The following is a 19,486-nucleotide window of genomic DNA, read 5'->3' as shown; positions in this document are numbered from 1 at the left end:
AGAAAGTCAGGCAGGCACTTTCTCCTCGGAGTTCGGCGCCTCCCCGAGCAGCGCCGCCCTGTTCTCGGCGATCCATGCCCGCAGCGTGCCGCCGCGAGTTCCCGTCAGTGTCTCGAGGATGTCGCTTCTGCGCCAGATGGTCGAGGCGCCGCGCTCCCACTCCATGTACTGCAGGAAGTAGCGCAGCTTCACGTCCTTGCCCTCGGCGAGCGGTCCAAACGACCGCACGTAGCGCTCGACCGAATCGTCATAGGCAATGGGCTCTCCCAGCACTTCGCCGAGCACCGCCGCCGCTTCGCGGAACGTCATGAGGTCGTGGCCGTTGTCGAGTTGGTAGACCTTGCCGAGATGGTGGCCGTTCGTGGACAGCAACAGGCACGCCCCGGCCCTGCCCACGTCGCGGTCGTCGATGAAGGCCATGGTGCGGTCGTACGGCACGAGCAGCGTGCGTTCGTTGACGAGGCTGCGATAGAACAGCCGCGTGAAGTCCGACATCAGGTAGGCCGCGATGTTGAGGTAAGTCACCGGCAGCCGCGCGCTGTCGATCACCTTGCGCGCACGCACGTGCTGGATCGCGGTCCCGCCATCGAAGGCGCGCAGGTTCAGCGGCACATCGTCCTCGGTATGAACGCTCGACGGATCGCCAGTCACGCGCACCAGGTGCTTCAGCGTGCCGGCATGCCGCGCGGCCGCCACGACGTTGATCATGGCCGCGGTCTCGTCCAGAAAGTCCGGCGTGACGACGAAGGCCCCTTCCATGCCGTCGAATGCCCGGATCATTCCGGGGAGGTCGAGGTAGTCGGCGACGATCACCTCGGAATCGGGAAACCGGGCACGCAACTGCGCGGCCTTCTTTTCCCTGCTCGTGACCAGCCGCAGGCGCGTCTGGGGCGATACGTCTTTCAGGTGCCGGGCGGCGGCGCCTCCGATCAAACCGCTGGCACCAAAAACGAGGGTGCTCGCGGGAATGGATTTGGGTGTGTTCGTCATCGGTTCATCTTAGGAACGGGCCACCCCGTCGTCTTGCGTGCAGCCGCTGTGCGAGAGGCGACGAGCAGGCGGCGCGGATGCCGCCATCGCTCCGCGCGGCGACGGCTTCTGCCACAGGGAACGAAGCGCCGCCCTGCGCCACGCGACCATGTCGACCTTGCCTGCGATCGTCGCGCCGAGGTTGCGCAGCAGGCCGTCGTGCACGCCATAGATGAAGCCATGCACTGTCAGCGGCTGGCCACGCTCCCACGCGGCACGAACCGTCTCGAGGCGGCTCACGTTGCACACCTGCTCGATGACATTCACTTCGCAAAGCCTGTCCGCGCGCTCCTTGTCGCTCGCGACGGCATTCAGGCGGCGGGCATGAATCTGTCGGGTGTCCTCGACGTGTTGCAGCCAGTGGTCGGCCAGGCCCACCCGGCGCTCGTCCAGCACCGCCTGGACGCCACCGCAGCCGTAGTGCCCCACCACCATCAGGTGCCGGACACGCAATGCATCCACGGCGTACTGGACGACCGACAGGCAGTTCAGGTCGGTGTGGATGACCAGGTTGGCGATGTTGCGGTGCACGAATACCTCGCCCGGCAACAGCCCCACGATCTCGTTGGCCGGCACACGGCTGTCGGAGCAACCGATCCAGAGGTAGCGAGGGGTCTGCTGCTCCGCCAGCCGGCTGAAGAACGCGGGGTCCTCGTGCCGCATGCGCCTGGACCAGGCCTTGTTGTTGCCGATGAGTCGTGCGATGTCGTCCATGCTTGCTCCGTCATGCCCAGCGGGCGTTCGTTCTCATGGAAGGCTACCGGCGACTGCGGCGGCTCGTCTTGCGTCGACTCGCCGTGCGCCGCGGGCGCCCGGTGCAGCGTCCTGCCGCAAGACGCCGGACGGTCCCGGAGGTATCGTGTTCGCTCAACTTCCAGCATCTGCAAGACCATGATCAAGACCACCCTGCAAGACGGCATTGCCACCATCGCCTTCGACCGCCCCGAGGCGCTGAATGCCTTGACGCGCGAAACGGGCACGCTGGGGTTGGCGGCACTGCAAGGGGCGATTCGCGATGGCGCTCGCGCGGTGATCCTCACCGGCAACGGGCGGGCATTCTGTGCCGGCGCCGATCTCGCGGTGGCGGGCCAGTTGGTGAACGACGCCACGCCGGACGGCGAAGAAGACATCGGGTTGCGCATGCAGGAGACGCTCAATCCCCTGGCCCAGGCCATTTCTTCTTCACCCGTTCCGGTGATCAGCGCGGTCAACGGTGCCTGCGTGGGCGGCGGCGCGGGCCTGGCACTGGCCGCTGACATGGTGCTGGCCGCGCGCTCCGCCTACTTTCAGCTGCCGCAAGTGCCGGTGCTCGGCTTCGTTCCCGACCTGGGTGCGACATGGCAATTGCCGCGCATGATCGGCCGCTCGCGCGCTTTCGGAATGTCGCTGCTGGGCGAGCGGATCACGGCGGAACAGGCGCAAGCCTGGGGCCTGGTCTGGAAGTGCGTGGACGATGCGGTGTTGATGGACGAGGCCATGGCGCTGGCGCGCAGGCTGTCCGCCATTTCGCCCGATGCGCTGCGCGCCATGCGCGAGTTATTCGATGCCGCGCCCGACGCCACGTTGCCCGACCAGTTGGAGCAGGAACGCCTGGTCCAGATGAAGCTCTTGCACTCGCCATTCTTCCGCGAGGCCTGCGCGCGCTTCGCAGCGGGGTCCCGGAAGAATCAGTAGACGCCGAAAATCCTGGCACCAAGAACGACGGTCAGCGGGATGCTGATGAAGAACACCCAGCGCGCCGAGCGGCCCGAGCGCTGCTTGTCCACGGCGTGGTGATTCACGTCCAGCAGGAGGAAGCGCAGGCCTGCGACGAGGTGATGCAAGAAGGCCCACAGTACCGCAAGCGCCAGCAGCTTGAAGAACCAGCCGGGCACGAAGCCGGCGCCGTTCTCGAACCCGCTCTTGAGTTTTTCGAACGAAATCTCGGATGAGATGGACAGGTCGAAAACCCAGATGATCACGGGGAGCAGCAGGAACAACAGCACCCCGCTGACCCGGTGCATCAAGGACACCCAGGCCGACGCCGGGAACCGTGCAATGTAGGGCAGCAACTGGAGTAGCGAGATGTTCCGGTGCTCGCGGCGGGGCGTGGGGCTGTTCTTCATGGTGATCCGTGGATATCCGTGGATAAGTGAACCGGCGGGTTCGGTTTGGATTCTAGCCAATCGCGCTTTAAACTGCACCGCCCAGTTCAATATTCCGCATGAGAACCAAGAGCGAATCGCGTCGTCAAGCCATCGTCTCGGCCGCTGCGGGCGCATTTCAGCGCAGCGGCTTCGAGAACACGTCGATGGACGACATCGCTGCCGCGGTGCCCTGCTCCAAGGGCACGTTGTACGGCTACTTCGAATCGAAGGAAGCGCTTTTCTACGAAGCCATCGTCGAGGCCACCGACGTGCATTTTCGCGAGCCGTTCGTGCTGCTTCACGACACCACCTCGCCGGCCAGGGAGGTTCTGTTGCGCTTCGGCGAAAGGTTCATCGCCCAGGTCTGCTCGCCCGGGGTTCACACATTGAGGCGCCTGGTCATGACCGCGAGCGCGGGCGGCGCAACGGAACTTGCCGCCAGGTGCTACGAGGCCGGCGCGGGGTGGGGCTTGAAGGAATGCGCGGCCTACCTCGAAATGGCCCAGGCGCGCGGGGAGCTTCGGGTTCCCTCCCCTTCAGTCGCAGGCCTGCAGCTGAGGGCGCTGCTCGAGGCGGAATGGCTCGATTCCCTGCTCTACGGTGAACGCGTCAAGGCCACGAAGCAGCGCGTGCGCGGCTCCGCGCAGCGCGCCATCGATGCCTTTTTCAAGATCTACGGGCCCGACGCCGCAACGACGTAGCCCCGCGGCCACCGCCACCGCCCTTCAGCACCCGCATCAGGCGAACAGTCTCTTCAGCCACCCCTGCTTGGCCTGCACGCCCGCCCTGCCCTGCTGCAGTTCCCTGCGGACCTGCTCCTTGACGACTCTTTCAGCCGAAGATTCCGTGACCTGCAGGTGCGCCTTGACCGTCGGCACATACGCGCCGTCTTCGTGGCGGATGTGATTGAACAACCACCGCGAGAGCATGTCGTGCAGCTCGCCCAGCACATCTTCGCCGCGTTCGAAACGGGTCCGAAAATCCACCACGCGGCGCACGAAGATCTCATGCACCTTCTTGTGCGGGCCAACGAACGAGTAGCCCGCGTCTTCGATCATGGCTTCCTCGAAAGCGAAGTGCGAGGCGGTGTAGTCGATGGTTTCGTCGATGATCCTGCCGACCGTTTTCTGGTCATTCGTCAGCCGGGCGTCGCCCAGCGCATTGATGTATTGAACGATTCGCTGGTGCTGCGTGTCGATCTCGTGGATTCCAGTGTTGAGTTCGGTTTTCCATACGAGATGCGCCATGATTTTCCAAGATGAATTGCACTTAAAAAATCAGTATCGGCGTCACGGTCCGGCCGCCGGTTGATCTGGATCAAGCACAGGCGACGATGGTTTCGCAGAACTTCACCAGCCCGCGTTCGTTCAGCCCGCCGAGCACCAGGACGCCCGTGGCCAGCAGCGTGGCAATGCCGAACCCGAGGAATTGAAGGGTTCCGTTCAATGTGAACTTCGTCATGGCACAGCTTCGATGTCGGGTTGCGAATTCATGGTCAGTCGAGCGCAGGCCCCAGGCCGATGGGCGCGGGAACCATGTTCACGATGCGCGTGAACAGCGCGTTGTATTCGAGCTCGGGCACGTGCCCGGTCATCGGGTCGCGGTTCTGTGCAAAGGCCTCGTCCAGGTCGAGCCAGTCGTTCTCGGTCAGCACGCGCTCGGCCAGCGGAAGAATCTCGCGTTCCTCCAGCGCCATGTGGAGCAGGTAGAAGTCGACGTAGTCGCCGACCGTGGTTTCGAAGGCTTCGCGGCGCGACTCGCCGAGCATCTCGAACGCGAGCAGCGCATGCTCGACATCGCGGATTCTTCGCTCGCCCCGGGCATGGTCGCTGTCGAGCTTGTCCAGCAGGTCCCGCGAGATCGGGGTACGGGCGCGCAGCTTGGGAAACAGCAGCTCGGTTTCCTTGCGGTGGTGGCGCTTCTCGGGAAACTCGTCCACATAGAAAAGCATGGCCCGCAGCGTCGCAAAGTCGGGCAGGCTGCCCTTCTTGCGGTGCTGCTCCAGCAGCAGGACGATGGAGCGGAGCATGGCGGCCAGCGCGGCGTGCTCCTGGCGAATGATGCGAACGGTGGCGTGGGTCATGGGGCGGCAGCTCCTTGTGTTTGTCGGGCACACAAAGTCAGGCATAGGAACGCAGGCGGCGCGAAAACTCGGCCAGCGGCGCGATGCCGCTGGCCTCGGCGCGCTGGCACCAGTCCTGCAGGTGCCTGGCAAGCTGCTCGCCGGTGGCGGCGGAGCGGCTCCATAGCGCGGTCAGCTCGCCGCGCATCGCATACATGGTGGCCAGCGCCTGCGATGCCTTCAGTGCCTGCGCCACCTGCAACTGCCGCGACGCGCCGAGCGCGCCCTGCTCCTTGCCGAGCCACGGCTTCACGGTCTTCAGCACGCGCGCTGCTTCCGGCGACTTGCGGCGCAGGCGGCCCAGTTCGGTAGCACAAGCCTTCTTCAGCGAGCGCGTGTAGTTCGAGAGCACGTCGTAGTGGCAGCGAATGATGGCCTGCACCGTGGCCAGGTCGACGTTGGCCTTGGGCGCGACGAAGCGCGGCGTCGGCGCCACGTGCTTCACCTTCGCCAGGCCCAGCGCCTGCAGCACGCGGATGTAGAGCCAGCCGATGTCGAACTCGAACCACTTGCTCGAAAGCTTGGCCGAGGCGGGAAAGGCGTGGTGGTTGTTGTGCAGCTCTTCGCCGCCGATCAGGATGCCGATGGGCGAAATGTTCGTGCTGGCGTCGCGGGCCGGCCAGTTGCGGTAGCCCCAGTAGTGGCCGATGCCGTTGACCACGCCGGCCGCCCAGAACGGAATCCATGCGATCTGCGTGAGCAGCACCAGTGCGCCCGGCAGCACGCCGAACAACACCATGTCGACGATGCCCATCAGCACGATGCCCATGATCTTGTAGCGCGAGTACAGGTTGCGCTCCACCCAGTCGTCGGGCGTGCCGTGGCCGTAGCGCTCCAGGGTTTCCGTGTTCGCCGCTTCGCGCACGTACAGCAGCACGCCGCCCCACAGCACGCGGTTGAGTCCGTACACCTGCGGGCTGTGCGGGTCTTCGGGCGTCTCGCACTTGGCGTGGTGCTTGCGGTGCACCGCGGCCCACTCCCGGGTCACCATGCCGGTGGTCAGCCACAGCCACAAGCGGAAGAAATGGCTCGCCACCGGATGCAGCTCGAGCGCGCGATGGGCCTGGTGGCGGTGCAGGAAGATGGTGACCGACGCGATGGTGACGTGCGTGAGCGCCAGCGCGGCCAGCACGGCGCCCCACCAGGGAAGATCCAGAACGCCGGAATAGAACAGGGATTGCATTCGTACCTCGTGAACAGTGCGCGCCATTCTGCGAAGCGCACCGGCCACGGGCCTTGATCCGTATCAAGGCACGGGAAGAACGGACGAGCGCCGGTGCGGCCAGATGAGCGTGCCGCGCGCCCCAGGCCTTGCGGCGGATCAAGACAACACAAAGACGTGCGTCCTGTATCGGTTGTTACCGGCTTGCGCAACATCAACCCGGCGCGCGCCCGCATGCCCATACTGGGACGTTCGTCCACCCCGTCCACCAGAAAGCAGCCCTACATGGCCTTCCTTCCCACACCCGCAACGCCGGACGACTTCATGCTGCTCGATGCCTGGTGGCGCGCCGCCAACTACCTCTCGGCGGGCCAGATCTACCTGATGGACAACCCGCTGCTGCGCGAGAAGCTCGCGCTTTCGCACATCAAGCCGCGCCTGCTGGGGCATTGGGGCACGACGCCGGGCCTGAATTTCATCTACGCGCACATGAACCGCTGCATCAACGCGAGGGACCTCGACGCGATCTTCATCGCGGGTCCCGGGCACGGCGGACCGGGCGTCGTTGCCAACACCTACCTCGAAGGCACCTACAGCGAGGTCTACCCCGCCATTTCCCAGGACGCCGAGGGCCTGCAGCGGCTGTTCAGGCAGTTCTCGTTTCCCGGCGGCATCCCGAGCCACGTGGCGCCGGAAACACCGGGCTCCATCCACGAGGGCGGCGAGCTCGGCTATTCGCTGCTGCACGCCTACGGCGCGGTGTTCGACAACCCCTCGCTGCTGGCCTGCTGCGTGATCGGCGACGGCGAGGCCGAGACCGGTGCGCTGGCGGCGAGCTGGCATTCCAACAAGTTCCTGAACCCTGCACGCGACGGTGCCGTGCTGCCGATCCTGCACCTGAACGGCTACAAGATCGCCGGCCCCACCGTGCTGGCGCGCATCGACGAGGAAGAGCTGACGCAACTGCTGCGCGGCTACGGCCACGAGCCGTACTTCGTGGTGGGCGACGAGCCCATGGCAATGCACCGGCAGATGGCGGCCGTGCTCGACACCGCCCTGGACAGCATCCGCGCCATCCAGGCCAACGCCCGCAAGAACGGCTTCAGTGCCAGGCCGCGCTGGCCCATGATCGTGCTGCGTTCTCCCAAGGGCTGGACCGGGCCACGCGAGGTGGACGGCCTTCAGATCGAAGGCACCTTCCGCGCGCACCAGGTGCCGCTCACCGGTTTCGCCAGCAAGCCGGGCCATGTCGAGCTGCTCGAGCAATGGTTGCGCAGCTATCGGCCCGAAGAGCTGTTCGATGCGCGCGGCACACTGCGCCCCGAAATCGCCGCCTTCGCACCCAGCGGCCGGCGCCGCATGAGCGCCAATCCGCATGCCAACGGCGGCTTGCTGCTGAAGGACCTGGCAATGCCGCCCTTCCGCGCGCATGCCGTGCCGGTGACGGCGCCGGGCGCGGCCGATGCCGAGGCCACGCGCGTCGCGGGCAATTTCCTGCGCGAAGTCATGCGCGCCAGTGCGCAAGACAACAACTTCAGGGTCATGGGGCCGGACGAAACCGCATCGAACCGCCTGGGCGCGCTGTTCGAGGTGACCGACCGGACCACCACCGCCCAGATATGGTCCGGCGACGACCATCTCTCGCCCGACGGCCGCGTGATGGAAGTCCTGAGCGAGCACCTGTGCCAGGGCTGGCTCGAAGGCTACCTGCTGACCGGGCGGCACGGCTTCTTCTCGTGCTACGAGGCCTTCATCCACATCGTCGACTCGATGTTCAACCAGCACGCCAAGTGGCTCAAGGTGGCCCGCGGCATCGGCTGGCGTCGGCCCGTCGCGTCGCTGAACTACCTGCTCACCAGCCACGTCTGGCGGCAGGACCACAACGGCTTCAGCCACCAGGACCCGGGCTTTCTCGATCACGTCGTGAACAAGAAGGCCGAGGTAGTGCGCGTGTACCTGCCGCCCGACGCCAACACCCTGCTCTCGGTGGTCGACCATTGCCTGCGCAGCCGCGACTACGTGAACGTCATCGTGGCCGGCAAGCAACCCGGGCCGCAGTGGCTGGACATCGACGCCGCGACGCGCCACTGCACCACGGGCCTGGGCATCTGGGACTGGGCGAGCAACGACGAGGGCGGCACGCCCGATGTGGTCATGGCCTGCGCTGGCGACGTGCCCACGCTGGAGACCATGGCGGCCGTCGACCTGCTGCGCGAGCGGGTGCCCGAGCTCAAGGTGCGGGTGGTGAACGTGGTCGACCTGATGGCGCTGCAGTCGCCCAGCGCGCATCCACACGGTCTTTCGGACGCCGATTTCGACGCGATCTTCACCACCGACCGGCCGGTGATCTTCGCGTTCCACGGCTACCCCGCGCTGGTCCACCGGCTGATCTACAAGCGGCGCAACCATCCGGGCTTTCATGTGCACGGCTATTGCGAGGAAGGCACCACCACCACGCCCTTCGACATGACGGTGCTCAACGGGCTGGACCGCTTTCACCTCGCCGCCGATGCCATCGCGCGCGTGCCGCGCCTGTGCGACAGCACGGGCCACGTGCAGCAGCATCTGCGCGACAGGCTGCTGGAACACCGCGCCTACATCACGCGCCATGGCCAGGACATGCCCGAAATCGAGAACTGGCGCTGGACGCGATAGCCGCCGGGCGGCCCGCGCGGGTGCTGCTGCACAAAGCCTGCGTGCTACGCTCCTTGATTAAGTTTGTTTACAAACATTCGTGCTTCATTTCTCTGCCATCGCATGAAACCTGCCCCCCACATCGCGGTGCTCGACGACGAAGTCGACATCACGCTGCTGCTGGCCAACTACCTGCAGGGCCACGGCTTCCGCGTCACCCAGCTGCACAACGGCCGCGCCCTCATGGCGCTGATGGACACCGACCCCGCCGACCTCGTGCTGCTCGATCTCGGCCTGCCCGGCGAAGACGGCTTTTCCATCGCGCGCCGCATGCGCGAGAGCTGGCGCTGCGGCCTCGTCATCGTCACCGGCCGGGGCGACGCGGTCGACAAGGTGGTCGGCCTGGAGGTCGGTGCCGACGACTACGTGACCAAGCCCTTCGACCTGCGCGAACTGGTGGCGCGCGTGAAGGCGGTGTTGCGCCGTCTGACGCCCGAGACGCCGGTGTTGCCCGCCGCCTCCGCCCACAAGCTGCGCTTCGCGGGCTGGCAACTCGACACCGCCGCGCGCAGCCTCAGGAACCCGAAAGGCGAAGAGGTCACGCTGACCGGCGGCGAATTCGACTTGCTGCAGGCCTTTGCCCGCCACCCCGGCCGCGTGCTGTCGCGCGACTTTCTTCTGGAAGAAACACGCGGACGCGAAGCCGCGCCTTTCGACCGCACGATCGACGTGCAGGTCGGCCGGCTGCGCAGGAAGATCGAAGCCGACGCGGACGATCCGCAGCTCATCAAGTCGGTGCGGGGCGCGGGCTACATCCTGATCCCGCCGGTGTCCCATGGCTGACGCCGCGGGCCCGCCTCCTTCGCAGCCCTCGCTGCCCGAGCTGCCCATGCTGGGGCTGCCGTCGGGCGTCGAGGAAGGCAGCGTGTTCCGCTCGCTCTTCATCGCCTACCCCGATTCGCTGCTGCTGGTGGACCAGGCGGGCCGCATCATCCTGGCCAACCCCTCGGCCGCCACGCTGCTGGGCTACACGGTCGAAGAACTGGTGGGCCTGAACGTCGACGCGCTGGTGCCCGACAGCATCCGCCCGCGCCATGCCTCGTACCGCGAGGCCTATGGCCGCGCGCCCCGCCCTCGCCCCATGGGCACGCACATGGAGCTGGTGGCCCGGCGCAAGGACGACAGCGAGGTCATGGTCGAGATCGCGCTCAGCCCGCTGCAGAACCAGGGCCTGCCCTTCGTGGTGGCCGCCATCCGCGACATCGGCGCCTACCCGCGCGTGAAGCAGGCGCTGCAACGCGCCCGCTACAGCGAGCACCTGGCCCAGCTGGGGCGCCTTGCGGTGGACACGCGCGATCTGCAGGTGGTGCTGGAGCACGTGCCGGAAATCATTACCACGGCCCTGCAGGTCGAAGTCGCGATGGTGTGGCTGCTCGATGGCAACCGGCTCGAATTCCGGGTGGCCAGCGGCGTCGGCCTGCTCGCGGGCGAAGAGATCGGCACGCGCATCGCCAACCGGCCCAACACGCCGCCCGGTTTCGTGTTTGCACAAGGCCGGCCGGTCGTCATACCGGACTACCGGCTGGAGCATCGCTTCGCCGTGCCGCGGGCGTATCTCGAAGCCGGGCTGGTCAGCGCGCTCGCCGTGCCGCTGAGCGATCGGGGCCGCGTCATCGGCATGCTGTCGGTGCGCTCGAAGGAGTCCAAGCGCTTCGGCGACGAGGAAGTGAGCTTTCTCGAATCTCTGTCGAGCCTGCTGGCCACCAGCCTGCAGCGCGTGCAGACCGAAGAAGAGCTCAACCACGCGCAGCGCCTGGAGAGCGTCGGCCAGCTCACGGGCGGCATCGCGCACGACTTCAACAACCTGCTGACCGTCATCCAGGGCAACCTGCAGGTGCTGGAAGAGCTGCCCGCGCTGGCGCACGACAGCTATGCGCAACAGCTCTTGAGCGCCGCCACGCGCGCCACGCGGCGCGGTGCCGAACTCACCGGCAAGCTGCTGGCGTTTTCGCGGCGGCAGGTGCTGCAACCGAGCACGGTCGACACCCGCGCGCTGCTGCATTCGCTGGCCGACATGCTGCGCCGCACGCTCGACCAGCGCATTCGCATCGAGATCGACACCGCGCCGGACTGCCCGCCCGTGACGGCCGACCCGGGGCAGCTTGAATCGGCGCTGCTCAACATCGCCATCAACGCGCGCGACGCCATGCCCGAGGGCGGCACGCTGTGTTTTCGCACCGAGGCCTGCGGCGCGTTGCCGGCGGCCCTGCGCAGCGAACGCAACGACCCGAACAAGGATGCCGCCGCGCACTTCGTCGCCATTTCCATTTCCGACACCGGCACGGGCATGTCCGACGAGGTGAAGGAGCGCGCCTTCGAACCCTTCTTCACCACCAAGGAAGCCGGCCGCGGCACGGGCCTGGGGCTGAGCACGGTGCATGGCTTCGTCAACCAGTCCCGGGGCGCGGTCGCGATCGACAGCAAGGCCGGCCAGGGCACCACGGTCACGCTCTACCTGCCCTCGCGGGAGCCAGCCCGCACGCCGGTCGCCTTGGACGAGCGCGCCGACGAAACCATTCCGCCCGGCCTGCGCGTGATGCTGGTCGAAGACGACGCGGAAGTCCTGAAGGTGGTCGACACCTTTCTGTCCACGCTGGGCTGCGAGGTGATTGCCGCCGCCACGGCCGAGCAGGCCCTGTCGACGCTGGACGCGGGTGTAGCGCCCATCGACCTGCTGCTGAGCGACATCGCACTGGGCGCCGGCATGCGCGGCACGCAACTGGCCACCGAAGTGCAGCGGCGCTTTCCGCAGCTGGCGGTGCTGCTGATGTCGGGCTTTTCGTCGGAGCTGCTGGACGCCGACCGCGAAGTGCCGCAGAGCTGGGAGCTGCTGCGCAAGCCGTACACGCGTTCCGAGCTGGCGCAGGCCATGGCGAAGGTGCTGGCCGGCCGCGCGGCCTGAAACGCGCCGGCCCGGCGCTTCCGCTTGCTACTGAAGCATGGTTGGCGCCGGGGCCAGGCAGCGCTGCACGAAGGCAGTCAGCGCCCTCACGTCGGGAATCTGTACATCGCGCCGTCCCTTCGTGGCGAAGCCGATGACCTTGTCGCGTGCCAGCCTCGACAGCGCGCGGCTCACGCTCTCCAGCGTCATGCCCAGGTAGTTGCCGATTTCGGCGCGCGTCATGCGCAGCGTGATCTCGTCGGTGCGCATGCCGCGCTCGGCCAGCGACTCGGCCCAATGGCGAAGAAACTCGGCCACGCGCGCGTCAGCGGGCAGCGTGCAGACCGACATCAGCGAATCGCGGTCGTGCGCAATCTCGCGGCTCATGGCGGCATGCAGCACCTGCAGCAAGGGCGGGCACGCGACGCAGGCGGCCAGCAAGGACTCGTAGGGCACCACCCAGATTTCACCGGTGTCCATGGCCACGGCGTCGCACGAATAGCGGCTGCCCGCGATGCCGTCGAAGCCGAGCCAGTCGCCGCGGAACTTCAGGCCCACCACCTGCTCGCGCCCGTCGGCCGAGAGGTTCACGATCTTGAAGAAACCCGAGTTCAGAATGTAGAGGTTGCCGAAGCGCTCGCCGGCCTGGTAGATCACGTCGCCCGTGTGCACGACGCGGCGCTGCGGCCGGAGTTGCTCGCACAGCAGCTTCAGCGTGTCGGCGGTCTGCCGGCCCGCGCACGCGTTGCCGAGGGTGGCCAGCGCCACGTCGGGCATGGCCGGTGCGGTCTGCGAGGGGGCGGCGGTATTGAGCATCGGGGTTCCTTTTTTGTCTTGTCGCGTGTCGATGGGTCGATGCTAGGAAGCCGCGGGCCGCGCAATGACAACGGCCGGAATCGGCCGGTAACGCTGGGTGAATGAAGTGTGTCCGGCGTGTATCAACGGCACGCGGCGTGCGGCAAGTCACAGGGGCACGTGCCCGCCGCTTGACCTGCATCAAATCCGGGGCGGTGGCCGTGCCTAACCTTGGCGAGTCATATACCGACCATTGCCATGCCCCATTCGCCCCAGACCCGTGCCCCCGAGGCCGTGCCGCAGCTCTCGCCGCTCAAGGTGACGAACCTGCTGTGCCGCGCCCGGATGCTCCAGCGTGCCGCCCTGGACGGGAATGTGCCCAGGCTGCTGCGCGGCCGAAACCTGGGGCTGCTGTGCGAAACGCAACCCGACGAGGCCCAGGCGCTGTTCCATCGCGCCGCCAGGGAACTGGGTGCGCACGTGGCGGTTATGCGCTCGGGCCTGTCGCCCGCGAGCGCACCGCAGGAAGTGCAGGACACCGCCCGCATGCTCGGCCGTCTCTATGAAGCCGTGGAGTGCCAGGGGCTGGACGCGGCGCTGGTGCAGCGCATCGGCCAGCACGCCGGCATTCCGGTGTTCGACGGTGCCGCCGTGGCGGGCCACCCGGCCGATCGGCTCGCGGAGCTGCTCGGAGACAAGACACCGCTGGCCGACAACCGGCGCTTCGTGCTGCAGGCCCTGCTGCTGGAAGCCATCGCCTGAACCACGGGCGCCGCCCGGCTCAGCGGCACCAGGCGTCGATCTGGCGAACGAGATCGAACCACAGGGCCTGCGCCGCGACGGTCGCCAGCAGCGCGCCAGCCAGCCGCGCGCCCCATGCCTGTCGCGTACCGCCGCCGCTCCCGCGAAGCCGCCGCCAGAGCCAGGGGCCCAGCAACAACGAGAGGCCGCTTCCGAGCGCAAACAGCGCCATCAGCCCCGCGCCCTGCAACGGCCCGTTGCCCAGGCCGGCCAGCATCAGCGCCGAATAGAGAAGGCCGCAAGGCAAGGCGACCCACAGCATGCCGGTGGCCAGCACGCCCAGCCAGGAGCCACCGGCGAGCGGACGAAGACGCGCTTCGAGGCTGCGGCCGATGCGTTGTGCCCACAGCGGCTGCCGCCCCGTCACGGCCAGCATCGCGCCCCAGGCGAACACGAAGACATGCAGCAGCACCCACAACGGCCGCAGCGCCGCCACGTGCGTGCTGGCCTGCGCCAGGCTGTCGACACTCGCGGCGGCGATGGCGCCGGCCACCGCATAGCTCGCGATGCGGCCGAGATGAAATGCCGCGGGCGCCGCTGCTGTCCGCATGGCGCCGTGCCCCGCCGGAGCAAGCGGCACGATCCGTATCACTGCCGCCGACGTGGCACCGCACATCGCCAGGCAATGCGGCCCGCCGGCAAGGCCCATCACCAGCGCGGCGCCGACGAGCGCGAGCTGCATGCTCAGACCACCCTCGAAAAGCGCGCGCGGTTCGCGTGGCAATGGCGGTCGAAAACCATCGCCACGGCGCGCACCAGAAACCACCCCTGCTCGGTCACCGCCAGGTCGTGGTCGCTCAGCCGCACCAGGCCTTGCGCCACCAACGGCCCGAGCGCGGCGAATTCGGTCGTGAAGCAGCGCCGAAAATCGACTGCGTGGGCTTCGCCCATGGCGTTGAAATCGACGCGGCCCCGGCACATCAGCGCCATGATCACCGCGCGCCGCAGCAGGTCGTCGCGCGACAGCGCAAGGCCCCGGACCACCGGCAGGCGCCCCTGGTCGAGGTGGTCGCAATAGTCTTCGAGCGTCTTGGCGTTCTGGCTGTAGGTGTCGCCCACGCGGCCGATGCCCGACACGCCGAGCGCGAGCAGGTCGCCTTCGGGCCGCACGCCGTAGCCCTGGAAGTCGCGGTGCAGCCGCCCTTCCCTCTTGGCAACCGCCAGCGGATCGTCGGGCAGCGCGAAATGGTCCATGCCGATGTACACGTAGCCCGCTTCGGTGAGCTGCGCAATGGCGGCGGCGAGCATGCGCACGCGCGCCGCCGCATCGGGCAGCTCGTCGGCCGCGATGCGCCGCTGCGGCTTGAAGCGCTCGGGCAGGTGCGCGTAGGCGTAGAGCGCGATGCGGTCGGGCCGCAGGTCGCGAATCTGCGACAGCGTGCGGTCGAAAGAGGCGTCGTTCTGCCGCGGAAGCCCGTAGATCAGGTCGACATTGATCGACTCGAAACCGAGCGCGCGGGCCGACGCCATCAGCGCGAACACCTGCGACGCGGGCTGGATGCGGTGCACCGCCTGCTGCACGGCGGGGTCGAAGTCCTGCACGCCGAAACTCAGGCGGTTGAAGCCCAGCGCGAACAGATTGGCGAGCCGCCGCGCATCGACCGTGCGTGGATCGATTTCGATGGAACGCTCGCCGCCGGGCACGAAGGCGAAGGAGCGATACAGCATCACCATGAGCTCGCCCAGTTCCGCGTCGTCGAGAAAAGTGGGCGAGCCGCCGCCCAGGTGCAACTGGGCGACGGTGGTGCTGTGCCCCAGTTGCGCGACCTGCAGCTCTACTTCGCGCGCGAGGTACGCCAGGTACTGCCGGCCCCGTTCGCGGTGCCGCGTGACGATCTTGTTGCAGGCGCAGTAGTAGCACAGCGACTCGCAGAACGGAATGTGCACGTAGAGCGACAGCGGCGGCGCCTGCGCACCGGACGCGCGGCGCCGTTGCAGTGCCTGTGCGTAGTCGTCTGCGCCGAAGGCTTCGACGAAGCGGTCGGCGGTGGGGTAGGAGGTGTAGCGCGGACCGGGAACGTCGAACTGGCGCAGCAGTTCGATGGGGAGCGTGGCTGGTACAGCTTGCGTGGGTTGTGGAGCAAGAGCGGGAAGGTTCATGACGCGGGTACTCACAAGACGGCGTTGCGGCGTTCGGCATCGGATGGCGCGGCCAGCAATGCCGTGCACGCGCTCGAAGCCGCCGCCATCAGCCAGAAGACGAAGAAGGCCGTGGTGTAGGCGCCCTGCCGCGACATGCCCAGCGCATCGGCGCCGCAGTACACGTTGACCGGATCGACCAGCGCGAACACCAGCATTTCCATGGCGCAGGCCACCAGGAACGAGGGCCACAGCACGCCGACGATCTGGCGAGTTCCGCTTGTGGCGCTTGTGGCGCTTGTGCCGCTTGTGCCGCTTGTGCCGCCCGGGCCGTTCATGGTGCAGCCTTCCGTGCCGGCAGCGGCACGTCGTCCACCGGCGTGGCCGCATGGTTGCGCCCGGCCAGCGCGGGCAGCAGCTTCTTTGCGGCCAGCGTCTTGTTGATCTCCACGCCTTCGCGGTAATAGTCTTCCGACACCAGCGCATCGGGGCTGCGCCAGGCCAGCCAGAAGGTCACGAAGCTCGCGACCACCACGGCGGCGGGCCCGCCGATCACCATCCAGAGCAGCGGATGGCGCCACCAGGCGTCCGCCGGTTGTTCGTTCGTCGCCGATGCGTTCATTTCCACCTTTCAGCGCGGCACAAGAAAGGCCGCTTTCTCCGAAACCTGCGCCTCGCCGCCCTCTTCGCGGATGCCGAAATGCACCGTGTGCGAACCGGCGGGCACCGCGCCGTAGGGCACCTGCAGCCGCACCGCGACCCAGCGCGACTGGGCCGCGTCGACTGTCACGGGCTCGTCGGGCGAGACGCTCAGGCCCTCCAGCCCATCGGCCGAGATGCGGTAGCGCTGCGGCTTTTCGGTGGCGTTCATGATCTGCAGGCGGTAGACGTTCTCGAGCCGTCCGCCCTCGGCAATGCGGGCCAGCGAGGCGCGGTCGCGCACCACGTCGACCTTGAACGGCGTGCGCACCACCAGGCTGCCCAGCAGCCCCGCCACCAGCAGCGCCAGGAGCGCCGTGTAGACCAGCACGCGCGGCCTCAGCACGCGCCGCAGCAATTGCCGGCGCGACCATCCGGCCTCCATGCCGTTCTGCGTGTCGTAGCGGATCAGCCGCGGCGGGTAGGCCATCTTGCGCATGACGGTGTCGCAGGCATCGACGCACAGGCCGCAGCCGATGCATTCGTACTGCAGGCCATTGCGGATGTCGATGCCCGTCGGGCACACCTGCACGCACAGGCCGCAATCGATGCAGTCGCCCAGTGCCAGCGTGCGCGGGTCCGTGCCCTTGCGGCGCGGGGCGCGCGGTTCGCCGCGTTGCGGGTCGTAGCTGACGATGAGCGTGTCGCGGTCGAACATGGCGCTCTGGAAGCGTGCATAGGGGCACATGTACTTGCAGACCTGCTCGCGCATGAAGCCGGCATTGCCGTAGGTGGCAAAGCCGTAGAAGAAAACCCAGAACACTTCCCACGAACCCATCTGCGCCTGCAAAAAGGCCATGCCCAGCTCGCGCACCGGCGTGAAGTAGCCCACGAAGGTGAAGCCGGTCCACATCGCAATGCCGATCCAGACGAAGTGCTTGAACCACTTCTTCACCAGTTTCTCGAGCGACATCGGCTCGGCATCGAGCCGCATGCGCGCGGTGCGGTTGCCCTCTATCTTGTGCTCGACCCACATGAAGATCTCTGTGTACACGGTCTGCGGGCAGGCAAAGCCGCACCACAGCCGTCCGGCCACGGCGGTGAAGAGAAACAGCGCCAGCGCACTGACGACCAGCAGGCCCGACAGGTAGATCAGGTCTTGCGGGTACAGCACCAGCCCGAAGATGTAGAAGCGGCGCGCGGCCAGGTCGAACAGCACCATCTGCCGCCCGCCCCACTCCGCCCATGGCAGGCCGTAGAACACCAGCTGCGTCAGGAACACCATGGCCCAGCGCCAGCGGGCGAACATGCCGCGCACGGTGCGCGGGTAGATTTTCTTCGTGGCTTCGTAGAGGCCGGCGCCGGCCTGCGGGCTGCCCGCGCTGGCGATGGGAATGATCTTCCGGGTCATGGCGTCATGGCGTCACGGCGTGGCCGCGGCCGTGTTGGAAAAGCCCCAGACGTACGACGCGAGCATGCGGATCTGCGCGTCGGTCAGGCGGCCCTCCTGCCCCGGCATCTCGTTGTGCTTGCCGTTGTTGATGATCTGCACGATGGCGGCTTCGCCGTAGCCGTGCAGCCAGATCTTGTCGCTGAGGTTGGGCGCGCCCAGGGCCTGGTTGCCGACGCCGCCGATACCGTGGCACGCCGCGCAGGCCGTGAACTTCGATTTGCCGAGGCCGGCGCGCAACGAATCGTGCGGCTCGCCCGCCAGGCTCAGCGCGTAGTTGGCCACGTTCTTCACGTCGTCCGGCGTGCCGACCGCCGCGGCCATGGGCGGCATCACGCCGATGCGGCCCTTGGTGATGGTCTCGACGATTTTCTCGGGCGTGCCGCCGTGCAGCCAGTCCTTGTCGGTCAGGTTGGGAAAGCCCTTGCTGCCGCGGGCGTCGGAGCCGTGGCACTGGGCGCAGTTGTTCATGAAGAGGCGCTCGCCGATGGCCCGGGCCTGCGGGTCGCGTGCGATTTCTTCGACCGGCATGGCCTCGTATTTCGCATACACGGGCGCCAGCGCTTGGGTGGCCTTGGCCACGTCGGCCTCGTACTCGCCGCGCGAGCTCCAGCCCGACTGGCCCTTGAAGCTGCCAAGCCCCGGAAACACGGCCAGGTAGCCCAGCCCGAAGACGATGGTCAGCACGAACAGCCCGACCCACCACAGGGGCAGCGGATTGTTGGCTTCGCGCAGGTCCTCGTCCCAGACGTGGCCGGTGGTGTTGTCGGCGTCCGAGGCCACGCGCTTGCGCGCCGTGAGCCAGAGCAGCAGCACGCAGGCCACGATACTCAGCAGCGAAAGCATCGCCACGTAGTCCGACCAGAAACGGTGAATGAAGTCGCTCATCGTGGTTCTTCCTTCAGTCCTGCTCGAACGGCAGCAGGGCCGCTTCCTGGAAATCTTTCGCGTTGCGGCGCGAGCAGGCCCAGGCGACGATGCCGATGAAAACGATGAAGCAGGCAACGGTTGCGCCGACGCGCAAGGTGGTGATGTCGATCATGGTGTGTGTGTCTCCGCCCGACTCCGACTACTTGAGCGCCAGGCCCAGCGATTGCAGGTAGGCCACGGTGGCCTCCATCTCTGTCTTGCCGCTCACCGCTTCGGTGGCGCCGGCGATCTCTTCGTCGGTGTAGGGCACGCCGGCCCTGCGCAGCGCGCGCATGTGGGCGGGCATGGCCGCGGCGTCGACCGGGGTCTTCTCCAGCCATGAATAGGCCGGCATGTTCGACTCGGGCACCAGGTCGCGCGGATTGTTCAGGTGAATGCGGTGCCACTCGTCGCTGTACTTGCCGCCCACGCGGTGCAGGTCGGGGCCGGTGCGCTTGCTGCCCCACTGGAACGGGTGGTCGTACACGAACTCGCCAGCCACCGAGTAGTGGCCGTAGCGCAGCGTCTCAGAGCGAAAGGGGCGGATCATCTGCGAGTGGCAGTTGTAGCAACCCTCGCGCAGGTACACGTCGCGGCCGGCCAGTTGAAGCGATGTGAGCGGCTTGACGCCCTGCACCGCCTCGGTGGTCGACTTCTGGAAGAACAGCGGCACGATCTCGACAAGGCCGCCGATGGCCACCACCACGAGGATCAGCACGATCATCAACAGGTTGTTGGTCTCGACCTTCTCGTGGGTGAAGCCGGTGGAGGGGGTGTTCTTGTTGTTCGAATTCATCGT

General features: G+C 67.2%; 22 protein-coding genes. 6 read left to right on the top strand and 16 right to left on the bottom strand.

Annotation, left to right across the window (positions count from 1 at the left end; translation table 11 throughout):
- Positions 1-6 precede the first annotated feature (6 nt).
- Together DBV14_RS05610 and can are read right to left on the bottom strand one after the other, a co-directional pair.
- On the bottom strand, positions 7-990 hold the full coding sequence (locus DBV14_RS05610) for an NmrA family NAD(P)-binding protein (protein WP_124458203.1): 984 nt from the start codon (positions 988-990) through the stop codon (positions 7-9).
- 9 nt (positions 991-999) lie between these two features.
- Complete coding sequence (gene can / locus DBV14_RS05605; protein WP_124458202.1) at positions 1,000-1,743, bottom strand: carbonate dehydratase; 744 nt, start codon at positions 1,741-1,743, stop codon at positions 1,000-1,002.
- A gap of 177 nt (positions 1,744-1,920) precedes the next feature.
- Between can and DBV14_RS05600 the strand changes: the two genes are divergently transcribed.
- Entirely contained in the window at positions 1,921-2,703 is a 783-nt protein-coding gene (locus DBV14_RS05600; protein WP_124458201.1) for an enoyl-CoA hydratase/isomerase family protein, read from the top strand.
- Here the strand turns inward: DBV14_RS05600 and sdhC are convergent.
- Positions 2,697-3,134, bottom strand: a complete 438-nt coding sequence (gene sdhC / locus DBV14_RS05595) for a succinate dehydrogenase, cytochrome b556 subunit (RefSeq protein ID WP_124458200.1) — start codon at positions 3,132-3,134, stop codon at positions 2,697-2,699. The two genes, DBV14_RS05600 and sdhC, sit on opposite strands and share 7 nt — an antisense overlap.
- Before the next feature lie 98 nt (positions 3,135-3,232).
- On the opposite strand from sdhC, the gene DBV14_RS05590 reads away from it, so the two are divergent.
- A complete protein-coding gene (locus DBV14_RS05590) occupies positions 3,233-3,856 on the top strand; it encodes a TetR/AcrR family transcriptional regulator (protein WP_124458199.1) in 624 nt (207 codons plus the stop codon).
- A gap of 36 nt (positions 3,857-3,892) precedes the next feature.
- Here the strand turns inward: DBV14_RS05590 and DBV14_RS05585 are convergent, their stop codons facing one another.
- The 4 genes from DBV14_RS05585 to DBV14_RS05575 all read right to left on the bottom strand — a co-directional run bounded on the left by DBV14_RS05585 (position 3,893) and on the right by DBV14_RS05575 (position 6,460).
- Positions 3,893-4,402 (bottom strand): bacteriohemerythrin, encoded by a 510-nt coding sequence (locus DBV14_RS05585; protein ID WP_124458198.1) that lies wholly within the window; start codon positions 4,400-4,402, stop codon positions 3,893-3,895.
- Between the two features lie 70 nt (positions 4,403-4,472).
- Positions 4,473-4,616, bottom strand: coding sequence for a hypothetical protein (locus DBV14_RS33335; RefSeq protein ID WP_185545931.1), 144 nt, complete (start codon positions 4,614-4,616; stop codon positions 4,473-4,475).
- A gap of 34 nt (positions 4,617-4,650) precedes the next feature.
- Positions 4,651-5,238, bottom strand: a complete 588-nt coding sequence (locus tag DBV14_RS05580) for a hemerythrin domain-containing protein (protein WP_124458197.1) — start codon at positions 5,236-5,238, stop codon at positions 4,651-4,653.
- A gap of 37 nt (positions 5,239-5,275) precedes the next feature.
- Entirely contained in the window at positions 5,276-6,460 is a 1,185-nt protein-coding gene (locus DBV14_RS05575) for a fatty acid desaturase (RefSeq protein WP_124458196.1), read from the bottom strand.
- A 264-nt stretch (positions 6,461-6,724) separates the two neighbouring features.
- On the opposite strand from DBV14_RS05575, the gene DBV14_RS05570 reads away from it, so the two are divergent.
- The 3 genes from DBV14_RS05570 to DBV14_RS05560 all read left to right on the top strand — a co-directional run bounded on the left by DBV14_RS05570 (position 6,725) and on the right by DBV14_RS05560 (position 12,035).
- On the top strand, positions 6,725-9,094 hold the full coding sequence (locus DBV14_RS05570; protein WP_124458195.1) for a phosphoketolase: 2,370 nt from the start codon (positions 6,725-6,727) through the stop codon (positions 9,092-9,094).
- Between the two features lie 102 nt (positions 9,095-9,196).
- Positions 9,197-9,916 (top strand): winged helix-turn-helix domain-containing protein, encoded by a 720-nt coding sequence (locus DBV14_RS05565; protein ID WP_124458194.1) that lies wholly within the window; start codon positions 9,197-9,199, stop codon positions 9,914-9,916.
- Entirely contained in the window at positions 9,909-12,035 is a 2,127-nt protein-coding gene (locus DBV14_RS05560) for a PAS domain S-box protein (RefSeq protein ID WP_124458193.1), read from the top strand. The genes DBV14_RS05565 and DBV14_RS05560 overlap by 8 nt, the downstream gene beginning before the upstream one ends.
- A gap of 27 nt (positions 12,036-12,062) precedes the next feature.
- On the opposite strand, the gene DBV14_RS05555 is transcribed toward DBV14_RS05560, so the two are convergent.
- The gene (locus DBV14_RS05555; RefSeq protein ID WP_124458192.1) at positions 12,063-12,830 is read right to left on the bottom strand and encodes a Crp/Fnr family transcriptional regulator; all 768 of its coding nucleotides are present in this window, start codon (positions 12,828-12,830) and stop codon (positions 12,063-12,065) included.
- 237 nt (positions 12,831-13,067) lie between these two features.
- Between DBV14_RS05555 and DBV14_RS05550 the strand changes: the two genes are divergently transcribed.
- Positions 13,068-13,571 carry an ornithine carbamoyltransferase gene (locus tag DBV14_RS05550; RefSeq protein WP_124458191.1) on the top strand — a complete coding sequence of 168 codons (504 nt, stop codon included), beginning with the start codon at positions 13,068-13,070 and terminating at the stop codon, positions 13,569-13,571.
- 19 nt (positions 13,572-13,590) lie between these two features.
- Here DBV14_RS05550 and DBV14_RS05545 read toward each other — a convergent pair whose 3' ends face one another.
- The 8 genes from DBV14_RS05545 to ccoO form a co-directional block, all read right to left on the bottom strand.
- On the bottom strand, positions 13,591-14,292 hold the full coding sequence (locus tag DBV14_RS05545) for a sulfite exporter TauE/SafE family protein (RefSeq protein ID WP_124458190.1): 702 nt from the start codon (positions 14,290-14,292) through the stop codon (positions 13,591-13,593).
- A gap of 2 nt (positions 14,293-14,294) precedes the next feature.
- On the bottom strand, positions 14,295-15,710 hold the full coding sequence (gene hemN, locus DBV14_RS05540) for an oxygen-independent coproporphyrinogen III oxidase (RefSeq protein ID WP_124458189.1): 1,416 nt from the start codon (positions 15,708-15,710) through the stop codon (positions 14,295-14,297).
- A gap of 11 nt (positions 15,711-15,721) precedes the next feature.
- Positions 15,722-15,946 (bottom strand): hypothetical protein, encoded by a 225-nt coding sequence (locus tag DBV14_RS05535; RefSeq protein ID WP_260396826.1) that lies wholly within the window; start codon positions 15,944-15,946, stop codon positions 15,722-15,724.
- Between the two features lie 77 nt (positions 15,947-16,023).
- Positions 16,024-16,311 (bottom strand): FixH family protein, encoded by a 288-nt coding sequence (locus tag DBV14_RS05530; RefSeq protein WP_124458188.1) that lies wholly within the window; start codon positions 16,309-16,311, stop codon positions 16,024-16,026.
- A gap of 9 nt (positions 16,312-16,320) precedes the next feature.
- On the bottom strand, positions 16,321-17,739 hold the full coding sequence (gene ccoG / locus DBV14_RS05525; protein WP_124458187.1) for a cytochrome c oxidase accessory protein CcoG: 1,419 nt from the start codon (positions 17,737-17,739) through the stop codon (positions 16,321-16,323).
- A 12-nt stretch (positions 17,740-17,751) separates the two neighbouring features.
- Positions 17,752-18,666 (bottom strand): cytochrome-c oxidase, cbb3-type subunit III, encoded by a 915-nt coding sequence (gene ccoP / locus DBV14_RS05520; RefSeq protein ID WP_124458186.1) that lies wholly within the window; start codon positions 18,664-18,666, stop codon positions 17,752-17,754.
- A gap of 13 nt (positions 18,667-18,679) precedes the next feature.
- Positions 18,680-18,820, bottom strand: coding sequence for a cbb3-type cytochrome c oxidase subunit 3 (locus DBV14_RS05515; RefSeq protein WP_124458185.1), 141 nt, complete (start codon positions 18,818-18,820; stop codon positions 18,680-18,682).
- A gap of 27 nt (positions 18,821-18,847) precedes the next feature.
- Positions 18,848-19,483, bottom strand: a complete 636-nt coding sequence (gene ccoO / locus DBV14_RS05510) for a cytochrome-c oxidase, cbb3-type subunit II (RefSeq protein WP_124458184.1) — start codon at positions 19,481-19,483, stop codon at positions 18,848-18,850.
- Between the last annotated feature and the right edge of the window lie 3 nt (positions 19,484-19,486).

Source organism: Variovorax sp. KBW07 (genome assembly GCF_003852515.1).
GTDB lineage: Bacteria > Pseudomonadota > Gammaproteobacteria > Burkholderiales > Burkholderiaceae_C > Variovorax.
Note: the sequence above shows the minus strand (reverse complement) of the source record. Positions and strands in the feature narration are given on the sequence as shown.

Excerpts from the sequence above, each read along its gene's own strand:
- DBV14_RS05610 (WP_124458203.1), bottom strand. The coding sequence starts at position 990 with ATGACGAACACACCCAAATCCATTCCCGCGAGCACCCTCGTTTTTGGT.
- can (WP_124458202.1), bottom strand. The coding sequence starts at position 1,743 with ATGGACGACATCGCACGACTCATCGGCAACAACAAGGCCTGGTCCAGG.
- DBV14_RS05600 (WP_124458201.1), top strand. The coding sequence starts at position 1,921 with ATGATCAAGACCACCCTGCAAGACGGCATTGCCACCATCGCCTTCGAC.
- sdhC (WP_124458200.1), bottom strand. The coding sequence starts at position 3,134 with ATGAAGAACAGCCCCACGCCCCGCCGCGAGCACCGGAACATCTCGCTA.
- DBV14_RS05590 (WP_124458199.1), top strand. The coding sequence starts at position 3,233 with ATGAGAACCAAGAGCGAATCGCGTCGTCAAGCCATCGTCTCGGCCGCT.
- DBV14_RS05585 (WP_124458198.1), bottom strand. The coding sequence starts at position 4,402 with ATGGCGCATCTCGTATGGAAAACCGAACTCAACACTGGAATCCACGAG.
- DBV14_RS33335 (WP_185545931.1), bottom strand. The coding sequence starts at position 4,616 with ATGACGAAGTTCACATTGAACGGAACCCTTCAATTCCTCGGGTTCGGC.
- DBV14_RS05580 (WP_124458197.1), bottom strand. The coding sequence starts at position 5,238 with ATGACCCACGCCACCGTTCGCATCATTCGCCAGGAGCACGCCGCGCTG.
- DBV14_RS05575 (WP_124458196.1), bottom strand. The coding sequence starts at position 6,460 with ATGCAATCCCTGTTCTATTCCGGCGTTCTGGATCTTCCCTGGTGGGGC.
- DBV14_RS05570 (WP_124458195.1), top strand. The coding sequence starts at position 6,725 with ATGGCCTTCCTTCCCACACCCGCAACGCCGGACGACTTCATGCTGCTC.
- DBV14_RS05565 (WP_124458194.1), top strand. The coding sequence starts at position 9,197 with ATGAAACCTGCCCCCCACATCGCGGTGCTCGACGACGAAGTCGACATC.
- DBV14_RS05560 (WP_124458193.1), top strand. The coding sequence starts at position 9,909 with ATGGCTGACGCCGCGGGCCCGCCTCCTTCGCAGCCCTCGCTGCCCGAG.
- DBV14_RS05555 (WP_124458192.1), bottom strand. The coding sequence starts at position 12,830 with ATGCTCAATACCGCCGCCCCCTCGCAGACCGCACCGGCCATGCCCGAC.
- DBV14_RS05550 (WP_124458191.1), top strand. The coding sequence starts at position 13,068 with ATGCCCCATTCGCCCCAGACCCGTGCCCCCGAGGCCGTGCCGCAGCTC.
- DBV14_RS05545 (WP_124458190.1), bottom strand. The coding sequence starts at position 14,292 with ATGCAGCTCGCGCTCGTCGGCGCCGCGCTGGTGATGGGCCTTGCCGGC.
- hemN (WP_124458189.1), bottom strand. The coding sequence starts at position 15,710 with ATGAACCTTCCCGCTCTTGCTCCACAACCCACGCAAGCTGTACCAGCC.
- DBV14_RS05530 (WP_124458188.1), bottom strand. The coding sequence starts at position 16,311 with ATGAACGCATCGGCGACGAACGAACAACCGGCGGACGCCTGGTGGCGC.
- ccoG (WP_124458187.1), bottom strand. The coding sequence starts at position 17,739 with ATGACCCGGAAGATCATTCCCATCGCCAGCGCGGGCAGCCCGCAGGCC.
- ccoP (WP_124458186.1), bottom strand. The coding sequence starts at position 18,666 with ATGAGCGACTTCATTCACCGTTTCTGGTCGGACTACGTGGCGATGCTT.
- DBV14_RS05515 (WP_124458185.1), bottom strand. The coding sequence starts at position 18,820 with ATGATCGACATCACCACCTTGCGCGTCGGCGCAACCGTTGCCTGCTTC.
- ccoO (WP_124458184.1), bottom strand. The coding sequence starts at position 19,483 with ATGAATTCGAACAACAAGAACACCCCCTCCACCGGCTTCACCCACGAG.